The sequence below is a fragment of the Ornithinimicrobium pulveris genome (assembly GCF_050261105.1).
In the GTDB taxonomy this organism is placed as follows: Bacteria; Actinomycetota; Actinomycetes; order Actinomycetales; family Dermatophilaceae; genus Ornithinicoccus.
Map to the genome: position 1 here is coordinate 2,135,165 of NZ_CP189837.1, position 16,486 is coordinate 2,151,650.

Sequence of the window (16,486 nt, forward strand, 5' to 3'; positions counted from 1 at the left end):
AGGGCTTCCCGAGCGGCCTGATCCGGTGGAGCTGGGCTCTCGGAGACAGGTAACGGCTAGGAGCAGCACTTCTGGTCGCCGAGCGGGAGGTCAAGGAAACCCCGCACTGCGGCGAGGGACTCCGGGCGGACGGTCCAGTGGACCCACCGGCCACGCTTCTCGCGGGCCACGAGCCCGGCGTCGTGAAGCTTGTTCATGTGGAAGGACAGCGTCGGCTGGCTGATCCCGAGCGCATCCGGCAGGTGGCATGCACAGGCTGTGCCAGCCGCGGACTCCGCCAGATACCGCAACAACCGCACCCTCGTCGGGTCGGCGAGCGCCTTGAAGGTCGACGCCAGCGCGTCCGCCTCCTGAGCCGCAAGCAGGTCGCAGCCCGCTCCCGCGCAGCAGTCGTCCACGTCACTCAGGTGACCGGCGGCTGAACTCATGGTGAACAGGGTACCCGACGCATTGACATTCATCGATACGCTGGGTTGACTGTCCATCGACACTTCTCGATATGGAGGCTCCATGCCCGCAATCCGCGTCTTCGAACCGGCCCTCTGCTGCAACACCGGCGTGTGCGGCCCCGAGTTGGACGAGAGCCTCGTGCGCTTCACCGCCGACCTGGACCACCTGCGCAGCGCCGGCGTCGACATCACCCGGCATAACCTCGCCAATGACCCCACCGCCTTCGCAACCAACCCGGTGGTCGTGAACTTTCTCCAGGTCGCGGGCTCTCCCGGCCTTCCCCTGGTGCTCGTCGACGACGTGACCGTCGCTACCGGCCGCTACCCCAGCCGCGCGGAGCTGCTCCGCTACGCCGGGCGCCCCGAGCTGGGCGACCTGGGCCTGGCCAGCGCCGGAGGCTGCTGCGGGTCCATCCCCGACGACATCCCAGAGACGGCGGCCAGCTGCTGCAGCGGATCCCCCGAGCCCGCCGGGTCGCAGACGGGATGCTGCTGATGTATTCCTTCCTCCGGGACCTCCCCCGCTTCCTCTTCTTCACCGGCAAGGGTGGCGTCGGCAAGACGTCGCTCGCCTGCGCCTCCGCGACGCACCTCGCCGACGAGGGACGCCGGGTGTTGCTCGTCTCCACCGATCCTGCGTCCAACGTCGCCCAAGTCTTCGGCCAGCCCATCGGCAACCGCATCACGGCGATCCGCGCGGTCCCCGGCCTGGACGCCATCGAGATCGACCCCCAACAGGCGGCCGACGACTACCGCGAGCGCATCATCGGACCCGTGAGGAACCTCCTCCCGGAAGCCGAGATCGCATCGATCACCGAGCAGCTGTCCGGTTCCTGCACCACCGAAGTGGCGTCGTTCAACGAGTTCACCGGCCTCCTGGCCGATGATTCACGCATCGAGGGCTACGAGCACATCGTGTTCGACACCGCCCCCACGGGGCACACGATCCGCCTGCTCCAGCTGCCCGGCGAATGGACGAGCTTCCTCGACGACGGCAAGGGTGACGCCTCCTGCCTCGGCCCCATGGCCGGCCTGGACAAGACCCGCGCCACCTACGCCTCGGCGCTGGCGCGCCTCTCGGACCCCTCCCTGACCCGGCTGGTGCTCGTGACCCGCGCCCAGCCGTCCACCCTCGTTGAGGCTGGACGCACCGCCGACGAGCTGGCCCACGTGGGCATCACCGAACAACACCTGGTGGTCAACGCCCTCCTTAGCGACCCCGGCGACGATCCCCTGGCCACGGCGGTCCACGCGCGCGAACAGCGGGCACTCAGCCAACTTCCCCCTTCCCTCGGGCGCCTCACGCGCACCGAGGTGGCTTTGCGGCCCAACGCCGTCGTCGGCGTGGACAGCCTTCGGGAACTGCTCAATCCCCACCCGCAGCCAGTCAGACCCACCGGGGACACGACCGCCGTCGAGGCGAACGGCCTGGCCGAACTGATCGACGAACTGGCTGCGCAGGACCACGGCCTCATCATGTGCATGGGCAAGGGCGGCGTCGGGAAGTCGACCGTGGCGGCCGCTGTCGCGCTGGCCTTGGCGGAGCGCGGGAAGACCGTCCATCTGTCCACCACCGACCCGGCAGCACACCTCGACGACGTGCTCGCAGGCGCCTCCGACGAGCACCTCAGCGTCTCCCGCATCGACCCGCAGGCCGCCATTCAGGCCTACCGAGACAAGGTCATGCGGACCAAGGGCGCACGACTCGACGACGCCGGGCGCGCACAGTTGGCCGAAGACCTGATGAGCCCGTGCACCGAGGAGGTGGCCGTCTTCGGCGAGTTCTCACACCTGGTCAGCCAGGCGCGCAGACAGTTCGTGGTCGTTGATACCGCGCCCACCGGGCACACTCTGCTGCTGATGGACGCGACCGGTTCCTACCACCGCGACATCGTGCGGGGCATGGGCCCCGGTCAGCGGCCCGTGACCCCGCTCATGCGCCTGCAGGATCCGGCGCTGACCAGGATCGTCATCGTCACCCTGCCCGAGGCGACGCCGGTGCAGGAGGCCGCGGACCTTCAGTCTGAACTGCGGCGGGCGAGCATCGAGCCGTATGCCTGGGTGGTCAATCAGTCCATCGCGGCCGCCCGCACGTCGTCGCCGCTGCTCTCGGCCAGAGCTGCGGCCGAGGCTCCCCACCTCACCGAGGTGTCCAGGCTGGCGGCCAGGGTCGCCGTCGTCCCACTCCTGCCTGACGAGCCCACCGGCTCGCGAGGCCTCCACACGCTCATCCCCGAGCCCGCCACCCTCTGACCAGGAAGCCCTGCCTCATGGCCATCGACCGCAACAGCGTCCAGCGTCAGCTCATCGAAGACCTCGCCTACGCCTACGGCGACGTCTTCGGCGACGCCGAGATCGAATCCGCCTTCAACGAGGCGTGGGAGCTGCTGAGCTCCCGGGCAACGGTCCAGAACTTCCTGCCCGTGCTGGTGGCGCGCCGCGCCCGCGAGCAACTGATGGCGCGGGCCCAGGCCGAGGGCCGAGTGGTCAAGCACGTGCCCGAGCTGCTCTTCGTCTGCGTGCACAACGCGGGCCGCTCACAGATGGCGGCGGCTCTGGCCGAACATCTGTCGGCCAGGCGCGTCCACGTGCGCTCGGCCGGCTCGATGCCGGTGGACGAGATCAACCCGGTCGTCGTCGAGGCACTGCGCGAACGGGGCATCGCCCTCAACACTGCCTACCCCAAGCCGCTGTCGAACGACATGGTCCACGCGGCCGACGTCATCGTGACGATGGGCTGCGGCGACGCGTGCCCGATCTTCCCCGGCAAGCGCTACGAGGACTGGGAGGTCCGGGACCCAGCCGGACAACCCCTCGACGTCGTGCGCGAGATCCGCGACGATATCCAAGCCAGGGTGACCACCCTCCTCCGCGAAATCCTGAACTGAGAGGCCCCGCCATGACCCGACCTTCCGTACTCTTCGTCTGCGTCCACAACGCCGGCCGCTCACAGATGGGCGCGGCCTACACGCACCACCTGTCGGGCGGCGCAGTGGAGGTGCGCTCTGCAGGATCGGCGCCGGCTGACTCCATCAACCCGGCCGTCCGCGACGCCCTACTCGAGGAGGGCATCGACATCTCCGCGGAGACCCCGAAGATCCTCACTGACGAGGCGGTCGTCGCGTCCGACGTCGTCATCACCATGGGATGCGGCGACACCTGCCCCTACTACCCCGGCAAGCGGTACCTGGACTGGACCCTCGAGGACCCGGCCGGGCAGGGAGTGGCATCGGTGCGGCCGATCCGCGACGAGATCAAGCGCCGCGTGCTGACCCTCCTGGGGGAGCTGGGGGTCGAGCCCGTCGAACTCCCGACACCTAAGCCCACGCTGCTCTTCGTGTGCGTGAAGAACGGCGGTAAGTCCCAGATGGCCGCCGCGTTGGCCCGCCGGTTCGGCGGCGACGCCGTCGAGGTCCACTCGGCCGGCACTCACCCGGGGTCGAAGCTCAACGAGGAATCTGCGCGCTCGGTCGAGGAGCTCGGCGCGACCTTCGACGGCGAAAGCCCCAAGCCCGTCGACCCCGACGTCCTGCGTCGGGCGGATCGCGTGGTCGTCATCGGCACCGAGGCTGACGTCCAGCCGGTCGAGGGGATGCGCGGCACCATCGAGGTCTGGGACACGGTCGAGCCCAGCAAGGACGGCATCGAGGGCGAGGAGCGTATGCGCCTGGTCCGAGACGACATCGCCGCCCGGGTGAAGGCACTCCTCGACGACCTCCAGTCACCGAACCTGGTTCGCTGAGCTTGTCGACCTGTGCCCTGAGCTTGTCGAAGGGTTAACGCCCGCGACTGTGGTCACCGCCCTGCCGGTCGGGGGCGGCGGCAGGTCACAAGGCCGCTACCCTTCGACGGACGTTCCTCGCGCGAAGCGCTCGTCACTGCTCAGGGACCGATTCGACGGACGCTCCTCGCGCAAAGCGCTCGTCACTGCTCAGGGACCGATTCGACGGACGCTCCTCGCGCAAAGCGCTCGTCACTGCTCAGGGACCGATTCGTCGGACGCTCCTCGCGCGAAGCGCTCGTCACTGCTCAGGGATCTGCCAGCAGCGCTCGCCAGGTAAGTTGAAGCCCATGAGCGAATCTCCGCACCCGGCCCTCCGGCTGGCCCGCCACGGCAAGAATGACGACGGCGACCGCTTCGTCGGCCTGTGGGTCGAGGTGATGGTCGCGGGGCGCCAAGGATCCGATGCCAGGCGGGTGGTCAAGCACTTCTTCCGCGGTGACGTGGCCGCTGCGCTCGACAGCGCGGGCCCGGGCGCCTTCGCCGTCGAACTCCGAGACGCAGCCCGCATCTATGTGGCCAGCTGCCTGACCGATCCCCAGTACACCTCCACCATGTTCGGCATGAAGCGCCTCGCCGACGACGACGTCCGCGCCAAGATCGCCAACGAGACCGCCCGGGCGCTGTCAGCGCTGGGCGTCGGCCAGGAGCCGTCCGGGGCCGAGCTGCTGCCGGGCGCGCTGGTCGGTGGGTACAGAGACGCGCTGGGCCCAGGCTCGGAGGAGGCGCTGCGAGCAGCCCTCGGGCAGACGGGCGCTCGCTACGGGCATCTGCTCACGTGACCGCTCGTACCGCCGAGAGCCAACCCCACGCGGAGGCCGATGTCGCCGTCGATGGCCTGTTCGCGCCCGTGGCCACTTGGTTCGCCGCCAACGCCCGCGATCTCCCGTGGCGCCGCGCGGAGACGACTCCCTGGGGAGTGCTCGTCAGCGAAGTGATGTGCCAGCAGACGCCGGCGCCGAGGGTAGCGCCGCTGTGGGAGGAATGGATGGAGCGCTGGCCCACGGCCGCCGCCCTGGCCGATGCCGCCACCGCGGATGTGTTGCGTGCCTGGGGTCGGCTCGGCTACCCACGGCGTGCGCTCCGCCTGCAGGAGACGGCACGCGCGGTGGACCAGCTCGGCGGCCTCCCGAAGGACGAGGCGGGGCTGCTGGCGCTCCCCGGCGTCGGTCGCTACACAGCTGCCGCCGTCGTCGCGTTCGCCTACGGGCGCCGCTCGCTGGTGCTCGACACCAACGTCCGCCGAGTGCTGGCACGCGCCGACGGCGGGGTCGAGTTCCCACACCGCCACGAGACCGCGGCGGAGCGGACGCGGGCCTGGCAGTTCGTCCCCGAGGACGACGCTGAGGCGGCGTTGTGGTCGGCGTCAGCCATGGAGCTGGGGGCACTGGTGTGCACCGCCAAGAATCCCCGCTGCGATCAGTGCCCCATCGCCGATGGTTGCGCCTGGCGCGCCGGTGGCTACCCGGCCTGGTCAGGACCCGAGCGCACCGCCCAACCCTGGGAGGGCACCGATCGCCAGTGCCGCGGTCGCATCATGGCGGCGCTGCGGGCGTCGTCGGGTCCGGTGAGCCTGGCCGACGTCGCCTGGCCCGACCAGGACCAACTCGCCTCCTGCGCCGAATCCCTCGCGCGCGATGGGCTGGCAGTACGCGTCGACGGCGGTCTCGCCCTTCCCTGAACCCGGACCGATCCCGCGGGAGTCACGGGATGTCGGCCTCCGCGACCAACCAGACACCCGTTGCCTAGGATCGAGACATGATCCGTGCAGTTGTGTTCGACCTCGGGCAGGTCCTCGCCTCGCCCCCCAACCTCTACGTCGACGCCGCCGACCGGCTCGGCGTGAGCGCAGCCGACTACGAGGCCAACTACTGGGCCGATCGCCCCGCCTACGACGACGGCGCCTCGGACGCCGAGTACTGGGGTCCCTTGCTGCGGACGCTGGGGCTCACCCCCACGGACGACGACATCGCCGAGATGGCACGCCTCGACTCCGAGCTGTGGATCCAGGTACGCCCCGAGGCGCACGCCCTCCTGCGCGACACCCGCGCGGCCGGCCGCACCGTCGCCGTCTTGTCCAACGCGCCGCACGCGATCGCCGCCGCAGCGGAGCACTCCGCGTGGCGCGCCGACATCGACCGTCTCTTCATCTCCGCACCCATGGGCGTCTCCAAGCCTGAACCTGCCTGCTTCCGCCAGGTGCAGCACGAGCTCGGGCTCGACGCCGATCAGATCGCGTTCATCGACGACCGCCAGCCCAACGTCGACGGCGCACTGGCCGTCGGGTGGCATGCCCACCTCTGGGCGGACGACGCCGATACGCGCACCTGGCTGCAGGAGCTGGGCGTGCTGCAGTGAACATCTCCGACATCCGCGACGACGGGACCGACTACCTGGCCGGCGAGACCATCACCGGCCGCCTCGAACCCCGCGACGATCGCTGGTGAGCACATTCGCCCACCACCGCGGGTGCAGCGCCATCCCGGCCAGGGTGCGTGGCGTCAGGGCGGGTGGGACGGTGAGCCCGTTGCGCACATCCCGCAGCCGACGACCAGCCACGGCGGTCGCTGGTTGAGGTGCGAGCGAAGCGAGCCTCGAAGCCACGGTCTACTCGCTGAACGTTGCCGTCACCGAGCCGAGCCCGGTGATCTCGGCGCGGACGACCGCGCCGGGGGGTACGGGGTGCACCGGTCCCAGCGCGCCCGAGAGCACGACCTGTCCGGCGCGCAGCGGCTCGCCGTACTCCAGCGCGGCCGACGCCAGCCACGCCAGTGCGTTGAGTGGGTCGCCCAGGCAGGCCGCGCCGTTGCCGGTGGAGACCTCCTCGCCGTTGCTGGTCATCTTCATCTCGACGTCGACCGGCTCGAACTCCTCCAGCGTCAGGCGGGTGGCGCCCATGACGTAGAGCCCGCTAGAGGCGTTGTCGGCCACGGTGTCGCCCAACTTGATGTCCCAGTCACGTACGCGGGAGTCGACGATCTCGATGGCGGCGCGGGCGTGGTCGACGGCTCCCCTGACCGACTCGGCGGTGAAGGGGCCCTCGGTCAGGTCCTCCTTCAACACGAACGCGATCTCGGCCTCCGCACGGGGCTGCAGCATCCGACTCATCGGGACGACTTCGTCCTCGGCGTACTCCATGTCGTCGAGCAGGACCCCGAAGTCGGGGACGTCGACGCCGAGCCACTGCTGCACGGCCGGCGAGGTGAGGCCGATCTTGCGGCCCACGACGGTGGCACCGGCGGCGACGCGATCGCCGATGATGATCGATTGCACTGCATAGGCGGCGGCCACGTCGTTGGTGCCGATCAGGTCACGTACGGGCTCGCACGGCTGGCCGGACGCCGCGGCCTCCTGGAGCCGTCGTGCCGCCGCCTCGATCTTGTCGGCGGAGATGTCTGGAGTGCTCATGGGCGCCATCGTGGCCTGCCCACCATGAGAAACGAAAGGCTAGAGTTCCACTCAATGGAACTCGATCGCGCGTCCGTCCTTGGCAAGGCCATGTCGGTCCTGCATGCCTTCTCCGCTGACGATCCGGGCCTGAGTTTTGCCCAACTCCAGCGCCGCACCGGACTGCCCAAGGCCACGCTGCACCGCATCGCCGGCGACCTGGTCACGGCGGGACTGCTCGATCGTCGCGAGGGTGTCTTCCACCTCGGCTCGCACCTCTTCGAACTCGGCATGTTGGCCAGCGTCGAGCGGACCCTGATCGAGGTCGCCACTCCGTTCATGGAAGACCTCTACGAGCGCACCCACGAGGTCGTCCACCTCGGGATCCGCGAAGGAACCGAGGTCGTCTACGTCGCCAAGGTCGCCGGCCACAAGGGCGCCCGCACCCCCACCCGTGTCGGCGGCCGGATGCCCGTCCACGCCACCGCGCTCGGCAAGGCACTGCTGGCCCACGCCCCCCAGTCGGTGTGGATCGAGGTCCTCAGCGGCCCACTCGAGCGGCTGACCCCCCGCACCCTCACGGCCCCCGGGCGTCTGCGCGCCCAACTCGACCAGGTCGTCCAGGCTGGCGTGGCCTACGAGTACGAAGAGTCCGCGGCCGGCGTCGTCTGCGTCGCGGCCCCGGTGCTCGACGCCGAGGATCAACCGCTGGCCGCCGTCAGCATCGCCGTCAGCATCGCCGGCAGCGCGACCCGGTTCCGACCCGACCACCATGCGGCCTCCGTGCGCGCGGCCGCCAACGGGGTCGCGGCCACGCTGGCCCGGCGCGCACAACTGGCCTCTGACCGACAGTCCGGCGGTAGCGTGCAGGCATGACCGCTCGGCGCACCCTCCCCACTCCCGAGGCCCGTGACCTGCTGGCCCTGACCCGCGAGATCTGTTCGAAGGAACTGGCCCCCAGGTCCGCCGAAGCCGAGGCCACCGGGACCTTCCCCCGAGAGGTGTTCCGCCTGCTGGGGCAGGCGGGCCTGCTGTCGCTGCCCTATCCCGAGGAGTTCGGCGGGGGCGGGCAGCCGTACGAGGTCTATCTCCAGGTCCTCGAGGAGATCGGCTCGGTGTGGTCATCGGTGGGCGTCGGCGCCTCGGTGCACGTCTTGTCGTGCTTCGGACTCGCCGAGTTCGGCACCGACGAGCAGCGCGCCGCGTGGCTCCCCGACATGCTCGGCGGCGACCTGCTGGGGGCGTACTGCCTCTCCGAAGCGCACGCCGGCTCCGACCCGGCCGCCATGCTCACGACCGCCCGCCGCGACGGGGACGCGTACGTCCTCAACGGCGCCAAGGCCTGGACCACCCACGGCGGGCAGGCCGACTTCTACAAGGTGATGGCGCGGGAGGAGGCCGGCATCTCGTGCTTCCTGGTCCCCGCCGACGCCGAAGGTCTCAGCGCCGACCCGCCTGAGCAGAAGATGGGCCTGATGGGGTCGACGACGGCAACCATGCGATTCGAGAACGTCCGCATCCCGGTCGAGCGCCGACTCGGGGCAGAGGGCGAAGGGCTGCGCATCGCCCTCAAGGGCCTCGACTCAGGCCGCCTCGGCATCGCCGCCGTCGCCACCGGCCTGGCCCAAGGAGCCCTCGACACGGCAGTGGCGTACGCCCGTGAACGCGAGGCGTTCGGCAAGGCGATCATCGACCACCAGGGGCTGGCGTTCGTCCTCGCCGACATGGAGGCCGCGGTGCAGTCCGCCCGCGCGACCTATCTGCACGCGGCCCGCCTGCGCGACCTGGGTCAGCCCTTCGGCCGCGAGGCATCGATCGCCAAACTCATCTGCACCGACAACGCCATGAAGGTCACCACCGATGCCGTGCAGGTGCTCGGCGGCGCCGGCTACACCAAGGACTGGCCGGTCGAGCGCTACATGCGCGAAGCGAAGGTGATGCAGATCTTCGAGGGCACCAACCAGATCCAGCGTCTGGTCATCTCGCGCTCGCTCGCCAAGGACAACGCCGGCCAGATCAACTGACGTCGCGACGCCGCAGGCCGACGAGGCCGAGCCCGATGCCCACGAGCCCCGCCCCGGCCAGCACCGCGCCAGGGGCGACGGCGAACGGCTCGCTCGGCACCAACGGCAGGTGCCAGAACGGCGAGATCGCCGAGACCCAGTCGGGCAGGTTGAGGATCTCGCCGAGGTAGGACTGCAACAGCGCGAAGGCAAACACCACCCACACGACCGGCGCGAACCGCGGCGCCCAACCGTGCAGGAGAACCACCAGGCCCACGAGCAGCACCGCCGCGGGGACGTAGGACAGGGCAGCCCCCACGATCGGCCAGAACAGTTCACCGTCGCCGGTCGTGGCGAGGTGCGTCAGGGCTGACCCGAGGCCGATGAGCAACATCATGAGCGCACTGGCCACGATCGCCACCGTGATCGCGGCCAATGCCCAACGCGTCCGCGAAACCCCCGTCGCCAGGATCGACTCGGCCAGACCGGCCCGTTCGTCGTGCCGCAGGCGCAAGGCGGAGGTGATGGTGAAGGCGGTGGCCATGATGGCGGTGAACGAGATGACGAACGCGTAATAGCTGCGTACGAGATCGCTGGTCTCCCCGCCCAACACGTCCAGGATCTCGGGGTTGGCCTCCACCATCGTCGAGATGTCCTGCGAGAACGAGCCGTAGACCGCGCCGAGAACGAACAGCCCCGCCGCCCAGCCGATCACCAGACCGCGCTGGGTACGCAACGCCAGCCCCACCGGCGTGGTCGTGAACCGCACCGCCCGCGCCCGACCCTTGCGGGGGTGCACCAACCCGGCTCCGAAGTCACGCCGCGCAGTGAGCGTGCCCGCGATCAACAAGAGCAGCGCGGCCAGTGCCAGCAACGGGATCAAGAGCCACCAACGGGTCTCACCGAACGGGCGTACGCCCTCCTGCCATGCCATGGGCGAGAGCCACACGAGATCGCTGCGCTCGCCGGCCGCCCAACCGCGGCCCACGAAGAACACGCCCAGAACCGTGCCGGCCAGCGCCAGTGCCCCACGCGCCGACGACACGACCTGCGCAGACAGGGCAGCCACGCCGGTGAAGACGAGGCCCGAGGCGGCCAGGGCCACCCCGTGAGCCACTGAGTCGGCGGCCGGCAGACCCACCGCCGTGAGGACCGCTGCGTCCAGGGCCCCCACGATCGCCACGCAACCGAGAGCGACCACGAGCGTCGCCAACGTCGCGGCGTGGCGACCGATGACGGCGCTGCGCACCAGTTCGGACGTGCCGGCCTCCTCCTCGCCGCGGGTGTGGCGGATGACGAAGAAGATCACCATCAACGCCAGCGCGATCGTCGCCACCGCCGTCACCTCATAGGCGGTGATGCCGCCCAGGTTGTCGAGGTCGTACGGGACCCCGCCGAACAGTCGCGCGGATGCACTGCTCTCGATGGTCTGGGCATAGGACGCGATCTGCTCGGGGGTCTTGTAGAAGTCCTGCACCGCACCGGCCGAGAACCCGACCGTCGCGGTGATGCCGAAGATCCACAACGGCAGGCGGATGCGGTCGCGACGCAGGATCAGCCGGATCAGATGACCCGTACCGGTGAAGGGATGGTTCACGCCGAGACTTCCTCGCCGTACTCGCGCAGGAACAGTTCCTCCAGCGTCGGCGGGTGCGCCTGCAGTGCGCGTACGCCCATCGAGGCCAGCCGACCCAACACCTCCTGCAAGGCATCGTCGTCCACCTCGAACACGAGTCGGGCGCCATCGCGCCGCAGGTGGTGTACGCCCGGCAGGTCCTTGAGGTCCTCACCCGCGGAGGCGGTCTCGACCAGAACCGTGGTGCGGGTCAGGTGGCGCAGGTCGGCCAACGTGCCGCTCTGCACGTTGCGACCGGCACGGATGATGCTGACCCGGTCGGCCAGCGCCTCGACCTCCGCGAGGATGTGACTCGAGAGCAGCACCGTCGCGCCTGCGTCCTTCAACTCATGCACGGTCCGCTGGAACTCCGCCTCCATCAGCGGGTCGAGCCCAGACGTCGGCTCATCGAGGAGATAGAGGTCGACCTGTGCGGCCAGACCGGCGACGAGGGCGACCTTCTGCCGGTTGCCCTTGGAGTACGTACGGCACTTCTTGCTCGGGTCGAGTTCGAACCGCTCGATCAGATCCGCGCGCCGGGCCTCGTCGAGCCCGCCGCGCATGCGCCCCAGGACGTCGATGACCTCGCCGCCAGTCAGGTTGCCCCACAGGTTGATCTCACCCGGCACATAGGACAGGCGCCGATGCAGGTCGGCAGCCTCGGCCCAGGGGTCGCCGCCGAGCAGTCGAGTGGTGCCGGAGTCCGTACGCAACAGGCCGAGCAGGACGCGCATCGTCGTCGACTTCCCAGCGCCGTTGGGGCCGAGGAACCCGTGCACCTCCCCCGCCGCCACTTCGAGGTCGAACCCATCGAGGGCACGCACGGACCCGAACGTCTTGACCACGGACTCCATCTGGATCGCTGCCATGGGTCCACTCTGTCAGGTGCGGTGCGGGTTTCGAGGCTTGCTGCGCTCGCGCCTCAACCAGCGGGGCTCGCGACCAGCCAACTCCCGAGCAACGTGCCGTCCTGTTCGAGCAACAGTCGCGGCCGCAGGTCGAGGTTGACTCCATGCCCGGCCAGCACTCGTAGGTGGTCGCCTCCGATCAGCCGCGGCACCAACGTCAGGCACAACTCATCGACGACCCCGGCCGCCGCGAGTGCTCCGAACAGGTGTGGCCCGCCCTCGCAGAGTTGGTCCACCCAGCCGCGTTCGGCCAGCGTGGACTTGAGGGCCGGCAGGTCGATCTCGCGCTCGCCCAGCACCATCACGCGCTCCTCCCCGAGGAGTTCGCGGGCAGCGTCAAGGCCCGGCGCCGACGCCACGGTCGCCATCAGGACCGAGCCGTCCGGCGCGTCGACCAGCGAGTCCGGCACCTCGCCACTGCGCGTGACCACGACCAGCGGCAACGTCGGGTGTTGATAGCGCTCGGCCCGCAACGTTCCCGCGCCCACGACGAGGCAGTCCGCATGGGCCCGCAATGCCCGAAAGACCCGCTGGTCGGCGTCGTTGTTGATCGACTTGCTGAGCCCGTCGCCGCCTTGGGCCGCGCCGTCAAGGGTGCTGACGAAGTTGACCCGCAACCACGGTTTGCGCAGCGGCGCATACATGGCACGCAGGTCTTCGGTGCTCAGGTCCGCGAGTCTGTTCAACTTCAGGTGTCCGGTCACCGGGACATCGTGGCACCTAGGCTGGCCGCGTGATCACCCTTGCGGACCTTGCGGCCCTCCAGCACCAGTACGCCGATGCCTGGGAATCCGAGATCACGCCCGTCACGATCCCCGGCCCCGGGGGCGATGTCGTGGTGGGCGGCGATGGGATCACGCTCATGGGGTGCGTCAACCTGTCGCGTGATTCGACCTACCGCGAAAGCGTCGCCGTCTCAGCCGACGACGCCGTACGGATGGGGCGGGTCCAGGTCGCCCAAGGCGCCGCGATCATCGATCTCGGCGCCGAGTCCAGCAATGCCAAGGCCAGTCGGGTCACCGCCCAGGACCAGATCGCCTCGCTCGTCCCGGCCGTCGAAGGTCTCGCCGAGAACACCGTGGTCTCGGTGGAGACGTACGAACCCAGCGTCGTGCGCGCCTGCCTGCAAGCGGGTGCGCGCGTCCTCAACATGACCGGTCGCCAACACGAGGACGAGATGCTCACCTTGGCCGCCGAGCACGACGCCACGGTGGTGATGTGCTTCGGCGACGCGGCCAACGTTCGCGAACCCACCGACGTCCCGCCCGATGCGGACCCGATGCCGGTGCTGTTGGACCACTTCGAGACGCGTCTGGCGCGGGCGCGCGTACTCGGCGCCGACCAGGTCATCATCGATCCGGGCATGGGTTTCCACTACGGCAACCTGCCCGACGCGTTCACGCGTGTGCGCCACCAGATGCGGGTGCTGACCCAGACCTTCCGGCTGCGCCCGCTCGGCGTCCCCGTGTGCAACGTCCTGCCCCACACCTATGACCTGTTCGGTGACGAGTTCCGCAAGGCCGAGGGCTTCTTCGCGGTCTTCGCTGCTCTCGGCGGTGCGCACCTGCTGCGCATCCACGAGGTGCCGCACCTACCAGGACCGAATAGCCCGACTCGGCCGCGCGGTGGATCAATTCCCGAGAGGCCTGCCGGTCCCGCCAGAGATAGAGCTGGAACCAGCGCTGCACCGAAGGCACCTCGCGGGCCAGATCCTCCACCGACACCGTCCCCATCGTGGACAGCGTGTACGGCACTCCCGCCCGCGCCGCCGCGCGCGCGACCGCCCACTCGCCCTCGTGGTGCATCATCCGGGTGAAGCCGGTCGGGGCGAGCACCACCGGGATCGGGCTGGTCGCGCCGAGGACCTCCACACCGGCATCGACCTGGGCCACATCGCGCAGCACCCGCGGCCGGAACTCCACCGAGGCGAAGGCCTCCCGGGCGCGCTGCAGGGACAGCTCTGCCTCGGCCGCACCGTCGACATAGTCGAAGACCGCACGCGGAGTACGTCGTCGGGCCAGCGTGCGTAGGTCCTCGATCGTCGCCGCCCGCGCCAGGGCAGCCGCCGTGCGGCGCACCGTGGGCCGTCGCACCTGCACCAACGGTCGCAGCTCCGACCACCTCGGGGGCCTACGTCGCACGGGAGTCATCAGGGCACTCACTGTAGGACGCCCGACACGGGTCCGCCCCTCGGCGCCGGTCACGCTCGCGGCTGCACCCACCCCACCAGCCTGTGATGGGGTGGAGGCATGGAGCAGCAGCAGCCCTCGACCGCAGACCCGCACCGCTGGCTCGAGGAGGTCGAGTCCCCCGAGGCCCTGGACTGGGTCCGGGCGCGCAGCACGAGCGCCGAGGACGCGTTGACCGCGCATCCGCTCTACAACGAGGTGCACGCCGGGATCCGGGACGCCCTCGAGGCCTCGGACCGGATCCCCCTGGTCGCGCAGGCGGGCGAGCACCTCTACGGCTTCTGGACCGATGCCGACCACCCCCGAGGTGTATGGCGTCGCACCACCTGGGAGTCCTACCGCACCGAGGAGCCGGCCTGGGAGATCCTGCTCGACCTCGACGCGCTCGCCCAGGAGGAGGACGTGCCCTGGGTGTGGCAGGGCGCCCAGCTGCTCCGACCAGATCTGGACCGGGCGCTGATCCATCTCTCGCGCGGTGGCGCCGACGCCAATGTGGCCCGCGAGTTCGATCTGACCAGCGGGTCCTGGGTGAGCGGCACGGATGCCTTCGCCAAGGCCGAGAGCAAGGGTCGGCTGGGCTGGCGCGATCGTGACCACGTCTACCTGACCACCGCGGACGATCCCACGGGCGCGACGCGTTCGGGTTATCCCCGCACCGCCCGGCTCTGGCGCCGGGGCACCCCGATCGCCGAGGCGCAGGTGGTGCACACCATTCCCGAGGAGGACCTGGGCCTGTTCCTCCGCCACGACCAGCGGACCGGTCGCACCGTGCTCGACCGTGCGCTGGCCTTCTACCGGGACCGCACGCTCGTGCTGCAGGACGGCAGCCCGCGTGAACTGGATCTGCCCGACTCGGCCGACGCCAGCATCCACGGCGACCATCTCGCGCTCCGGCTGCGCCACTCCTGGCAGCCTTCCGCCGACGGTGCGGAGTATCCGGCCGGCAGCCTGCTGGTCACCGATCTGGCCTCCGCCCTGGATGATCCGGCGAGGTCAACCTGGACCGCCCTGTTCACCCCCGACGACCGCTCTGCCCTGATTGATCTGACCTGGACCCAAGGCCACCTGGTGACGACCGAGCTGGTGGAGGTGCGGCATACCGTGCGCGTCCACCGCCCAGAGGCAGGCGGGTGGTCCAGCCAGGACCTCACCGACCGGCTCGACGTCGGCCTGCGCACGGTGAGCGTGAGCGCGGTCGACGACCACGACAGCGACGACCTGTGGCTGGTCACCACCGGGTTCCTGGACCCCATGACCCTCTCGGTCGCCCGGCTGGGCGCCGGATCCGCGGCGAGCCCCGAGGCTCCGGTCGAGGTCGAGGTGGAGCGGCTCCGGGCGGCGCCGGAGCGCTTCCCCGCCACCGGGCTCTGCGTGACCCAGGAGTGGGCGACCTCGGCGGACGGGACCCGGGTGCCCTACTGGCAGGTAGGCCCGGCCGACCTGCCACTGGACGGCTCGACCCCGACCGTGGTCCACGGCTACGGCGGTTTCGAGCACGCGCTCACGCCCGCCTACGACCCCATCGTCGGGCGCGCGTGGTTGCAGCACGGTCACGTCCACGTGGTGGCCGGCATCCGCGGCGGCGGCGAGTTCGGGCCGCGCTGGCACCAGGCCGCGCTCGGGGACCAGCGGCACCGCGCCTACGAGGACTTCGTCGCGGTCGCTCGGGACCTGGTCGACCGGGGCGTCACCTCGGTGTCCCACCTGGGCTGCACCGGCCGCTCTAATGGCGGACTGCTGGTCGGCAACATGATCACCGGCTACCCCGAGGACTTCGGCGCGGTCGTGTGCCAGGTGCCGCTGCTGGACATGCAGCGCTACCACCTGCTGCTCGCCGGGGCCTCCTGGATGGCAGAGTACGGCGATCCCGACGACCCGCAGGAGTGGGAGTGGCTGCAGACCTACTCCCCCTACCAGCGCTTCGATCCCGACCGCCCGACGCCGGCGGTCTACCTGGCTACCTCCACCCGCGACGACCGGGTGCACCCCGGCCACGCCCGCAAAATGGCGGCGCTGCTGGCCGAGCACGACCGCGATGTCACCTACTGGGAGAACCTGGAGGGCGGTCACGGCGGTGCGTCGACGCCGAAGCAGTGGGCGACCTGGCACGCCCTGGCCTGGGCCTTCCTGCACGACCGGCTCGCCTGAGGTGTC

The 16,486-nt window shown here is 70.1% G+C and carries 14 protein-coding genes and 5 pseudogenes; 12 read left to right on the forward strand and 7 right to left on the reverse strand.

The genetic code is table 11. The annotated features are described in order from the left end of the window. Nucleotides 1-56: 56 nt before the first annotated feature. Nucleotides 57-428 (reverse strand): ArsR/SmtB family transcription factor, encoded by a 372-nt coding sequence (locus tag ACQBAT_RS09915; protein WP_420746474.1) that lies wholly within the window; start codon nucleotides 426-428, stop codon nucleotides 57-59. A gap of 82 nt (nucleotides 429-510) precedes the next feature. Between ACQBAT_RS09915 and arsD the strand changes: the two genes are divergently transcribed. The 8 genes and pseudogenes from arsD to ACQBAT_RS09955 all read left to right on the forward strand — a co-directional run bounded on the left by arsD (nucleotide 511) and on the right by ACQBAT_RS09955 (nucleotide 6,588). Beyond that, nucleotides 511-945, forward strand: a complete 435-nt coding sequence (gene arsD / locus ACQBAT_RS09920) for an arsenite efflux transporter metallochaperone ArsD (protein ID WP_420746475.1) — start codon at nucleotides 511-513, stop codon at nucleotides 943-945. Beyond that, the gene (gene arsA, locus ACQBAT_RS09925) at nucleotides 945-2,702 is read left to right on the forward strand and encodes an arsenical pump-driving ATPase (RefSeq protein ID WP_420746476.1); all 1,758 of its coding nucleotides are present in this window, start codon (nucleotides 945-947) and stop codon (nucleotides 2,700-2,702) included. Before arsD ends, arsA begins: the two co-directional genes overlap by 1 nt. 17 nt (nucleotides 2,703-2,719) lie before the next feature. Continuing rightward, nucleotides 2,720-3,337, forward strand: coding sequence for a three-helix bundle dimerization domain-containing protein (locus ACQBAT_RS09930; protein ID WP_420746477.1), 618 nt, complete (start codon nucleotides 2,720-2,722; stop codon nucleotides 3,335-3,337). 11 nt (nucleotides 3,338-3,348) lie between these two features. After that, a pseudogene (locus tag ACQBAT_RS09935) lies at nucleotides 3,349-3,753 on the forward strand (arsenate reductase ArsC); the annotation flags it as partial. Nucleotides 3,754-3,840: 87 nt separating this feature from the next. Further along, nucleotides 3,841-4,191, forward strand: a pseudogene (locus ACQBAT_RS09940) (low molecular weight phosphatase family protein); the annotation flags it as partial. A gap of 329 nt (nucleotides 4,192-4,520) precedes the next feature. Further along, nucleotides 4,521-5,012: a DUF6553 family protein gene (locus tag ACQBAT_RS09945; RefSeq protein ID WP_420746478.1), complete on the forward strand. Its 492-nt coding sequence runs from the start codon at nucleotides 4,521-4,523 to the stop codon at nucleotides 5,010-5,012. Further along, a complete protein-coding gene (locus ACQBAT_RS09950) occupies nucleotides 5,009-5,911 on the forward strand; it encodes an A/G-specific adenine glycosylase (RefSeq protein WP_420746479.1) in 903 nt (300 codons plus the stop codon). Before ACQBAT_RS09945 ends, ACQBAT_RS09950 begins: the two co-directional genes overlap by 4 nt. Nucleotides 5,912-5,988: 77 nt before the next feature. Further along, the gene (locus ACQBAT_RS09955) at nucleotides 5,989-6,588 is read left to right on the forward strand and encodes an HAD-IA family hydrolase (RefSeq protein ID WP_420746480.1); all 600 of its coding nucleotides are present in this window, start codon (nucleotides 5,989-5,991) and stop codon (nucleotides 6,586-6,588) included. A gap of 78 nt (nucleotides 6,589-6,666) precedes the next feature. Here the strand turns inward: ACQBAT_RS09955 and ACQBAT_RS09960 are convergent. Together ACQBAT_RS09960 and ACQBAT_RS09965 are read right to left on the reverse strand one after the other, a co-directional pair. Then, a pseudogene (locus tag ACQBAT_RS09960) lies at nucleotides 6,667-6,795 on the reverse strand (alpha-hydroxy-acid oxidizing protein); the annotation flags it as partial. 42 nt (nucleotides 6,796-6,837) lie between these two features. Beyond that, nucleotides 6,838-7,638 (reverse strand): 2-keto-4-pentenoate hydratase, encoded by an 801-nt coding sequence (locus tag ACQBAT_RS09965; RefSeq protein ID WP_420746481.1) that lies wholly within the window; start codon nucleotides 7,636-7,638, stop codon nucleotides 6,838-6,840. A 54-nt stretch (nucleotides 7,639-7,692) separates the two neighbouring features. On the opposite strand from ACQBAT_RS09965, the gene ACQBAT_RS09970 reads away from it, so the two are divergent. Further along, nucleotides 7,693-8,493: an IclR family transcriptional regulator gene (locus ACQBAT_RS09970; protein WP_420746482.1), complete on the forward strand. Its 801-nt coding sequence runs from the start codon at nucleotides 7,693-7,695 to the stop codon at nucleotides 8,491-8,493. Continuing rightward, a complete protein-coding gene (locus ACQBAT_RS09975; protein WP_420746483.1) occupies nucleotides 8,490-9,641 on the forward strand; it encodes an acyl-CoA dehydrogenase family protein in 1,152 nt (383 codons plus the stop codon). The genes ACQBAT_RS09970 and ACQBAT_RS09975 overlap by 4 nt, the downstream gene beginning before the upstream one ends. On the opposite strand, the gene ACQBAT_RS09980 is transcribed toward ACQBAT_RS09975, so the two are convergent. From ACQBAT_RS09980 to ACQBAT_RS09990, 3 genes are read right to left on the reverse strand one after another with little or no spacing between them, the layout of a single operon-like run. Beyond that, nucleotides 9,634-11,217, reverse strand: a complete 1,584-nt coding sequence (locus ACQBAT_RS09980; protein ID WP_420746484.1) for an ABC transporter permease — start codon at nucleotides 11,215-11,217, stop codon at nucleotides 9,634-9,636. The genes ACQBAT_RS09975 and ACQBAT_RS09980 overlap by 8 nt on opposite strands. Further along, the gene (locus tag ACQBAT_RS09985) at nucleotides 11,214-12,104 is read right to left on the reverse strand and encodes an ATP-binding cassette domain-containing protein (RefSeq protein WP_420746485.1); all 891 of its coding nucleotides are present in this window, start codon (nucleotides 12,102-12,104) and stop codon (nucleotides 11,214-11,216) included. Before ACQBAT_RS09985 ends, ACQBAT_RS09980 begins: the two co-directional genes overlap by 4 nt. 53 nt (nucleotides 12,105-12,157) lie before the next feature. Then, on the reverse strand, nucleotides 12,158-12,847 hold the full coding sequence (locus ACQBAT_RS09990) for a dihydrofolate reductase family protein (protein WP_420746486.1): 690 nt from the start codon (nucleotides 12,845-12,847) through the stop codon (nucleotides 12,158-12,160). Between the two features lie 158 nt (nucleotides 12,848-13,005). Here ACQBAT_RS09990 and ACQBAT_RS09995 point away from each other — a divergent pair. Next, nucleotides 13,006-13,662 (forward strand): annotated as a pseudogene (locus ACQBAT_RS09995) (dihydropteroate synthase); the annotation flags it as partial. A gap of 133 nt (nucleotides 13,663-13,795) precedes the next feature. On the opposite strand, the pseudogene ACQBAT_RS10000 reads toward ACQBAT_RS09995, so the two are convergent. Further along, a pseudogene (locus ACQBAT_RS10000) lies at nucleotides 13,796-14,293 on the reverse strand (alpha-hydroxy-acid oxidizing protein); the annotation flags it as partial. A gap of 99 nt (nucleotides 14,294-14,392) precedes the next feature. Between ACQBAT_RS10000 and ACQBAT_RS10005 the strand changes: the two are divergent. After that, nucleotides 14,393-16,480: a prolyl oligopeptidase family serine peptidase gene (locus tag ACQBAT_RS10005; RefSeq protein ID WP_420746487.1), complete on the forward strand. Its 2,088-nt coding sequence runs from the start codon at nucleotides 14,393-14,395 to the stop codon at nucleotides 16,478-16,480. Nucleotides 16,481-16,486 lie beyond the last annotated feature (6 nt).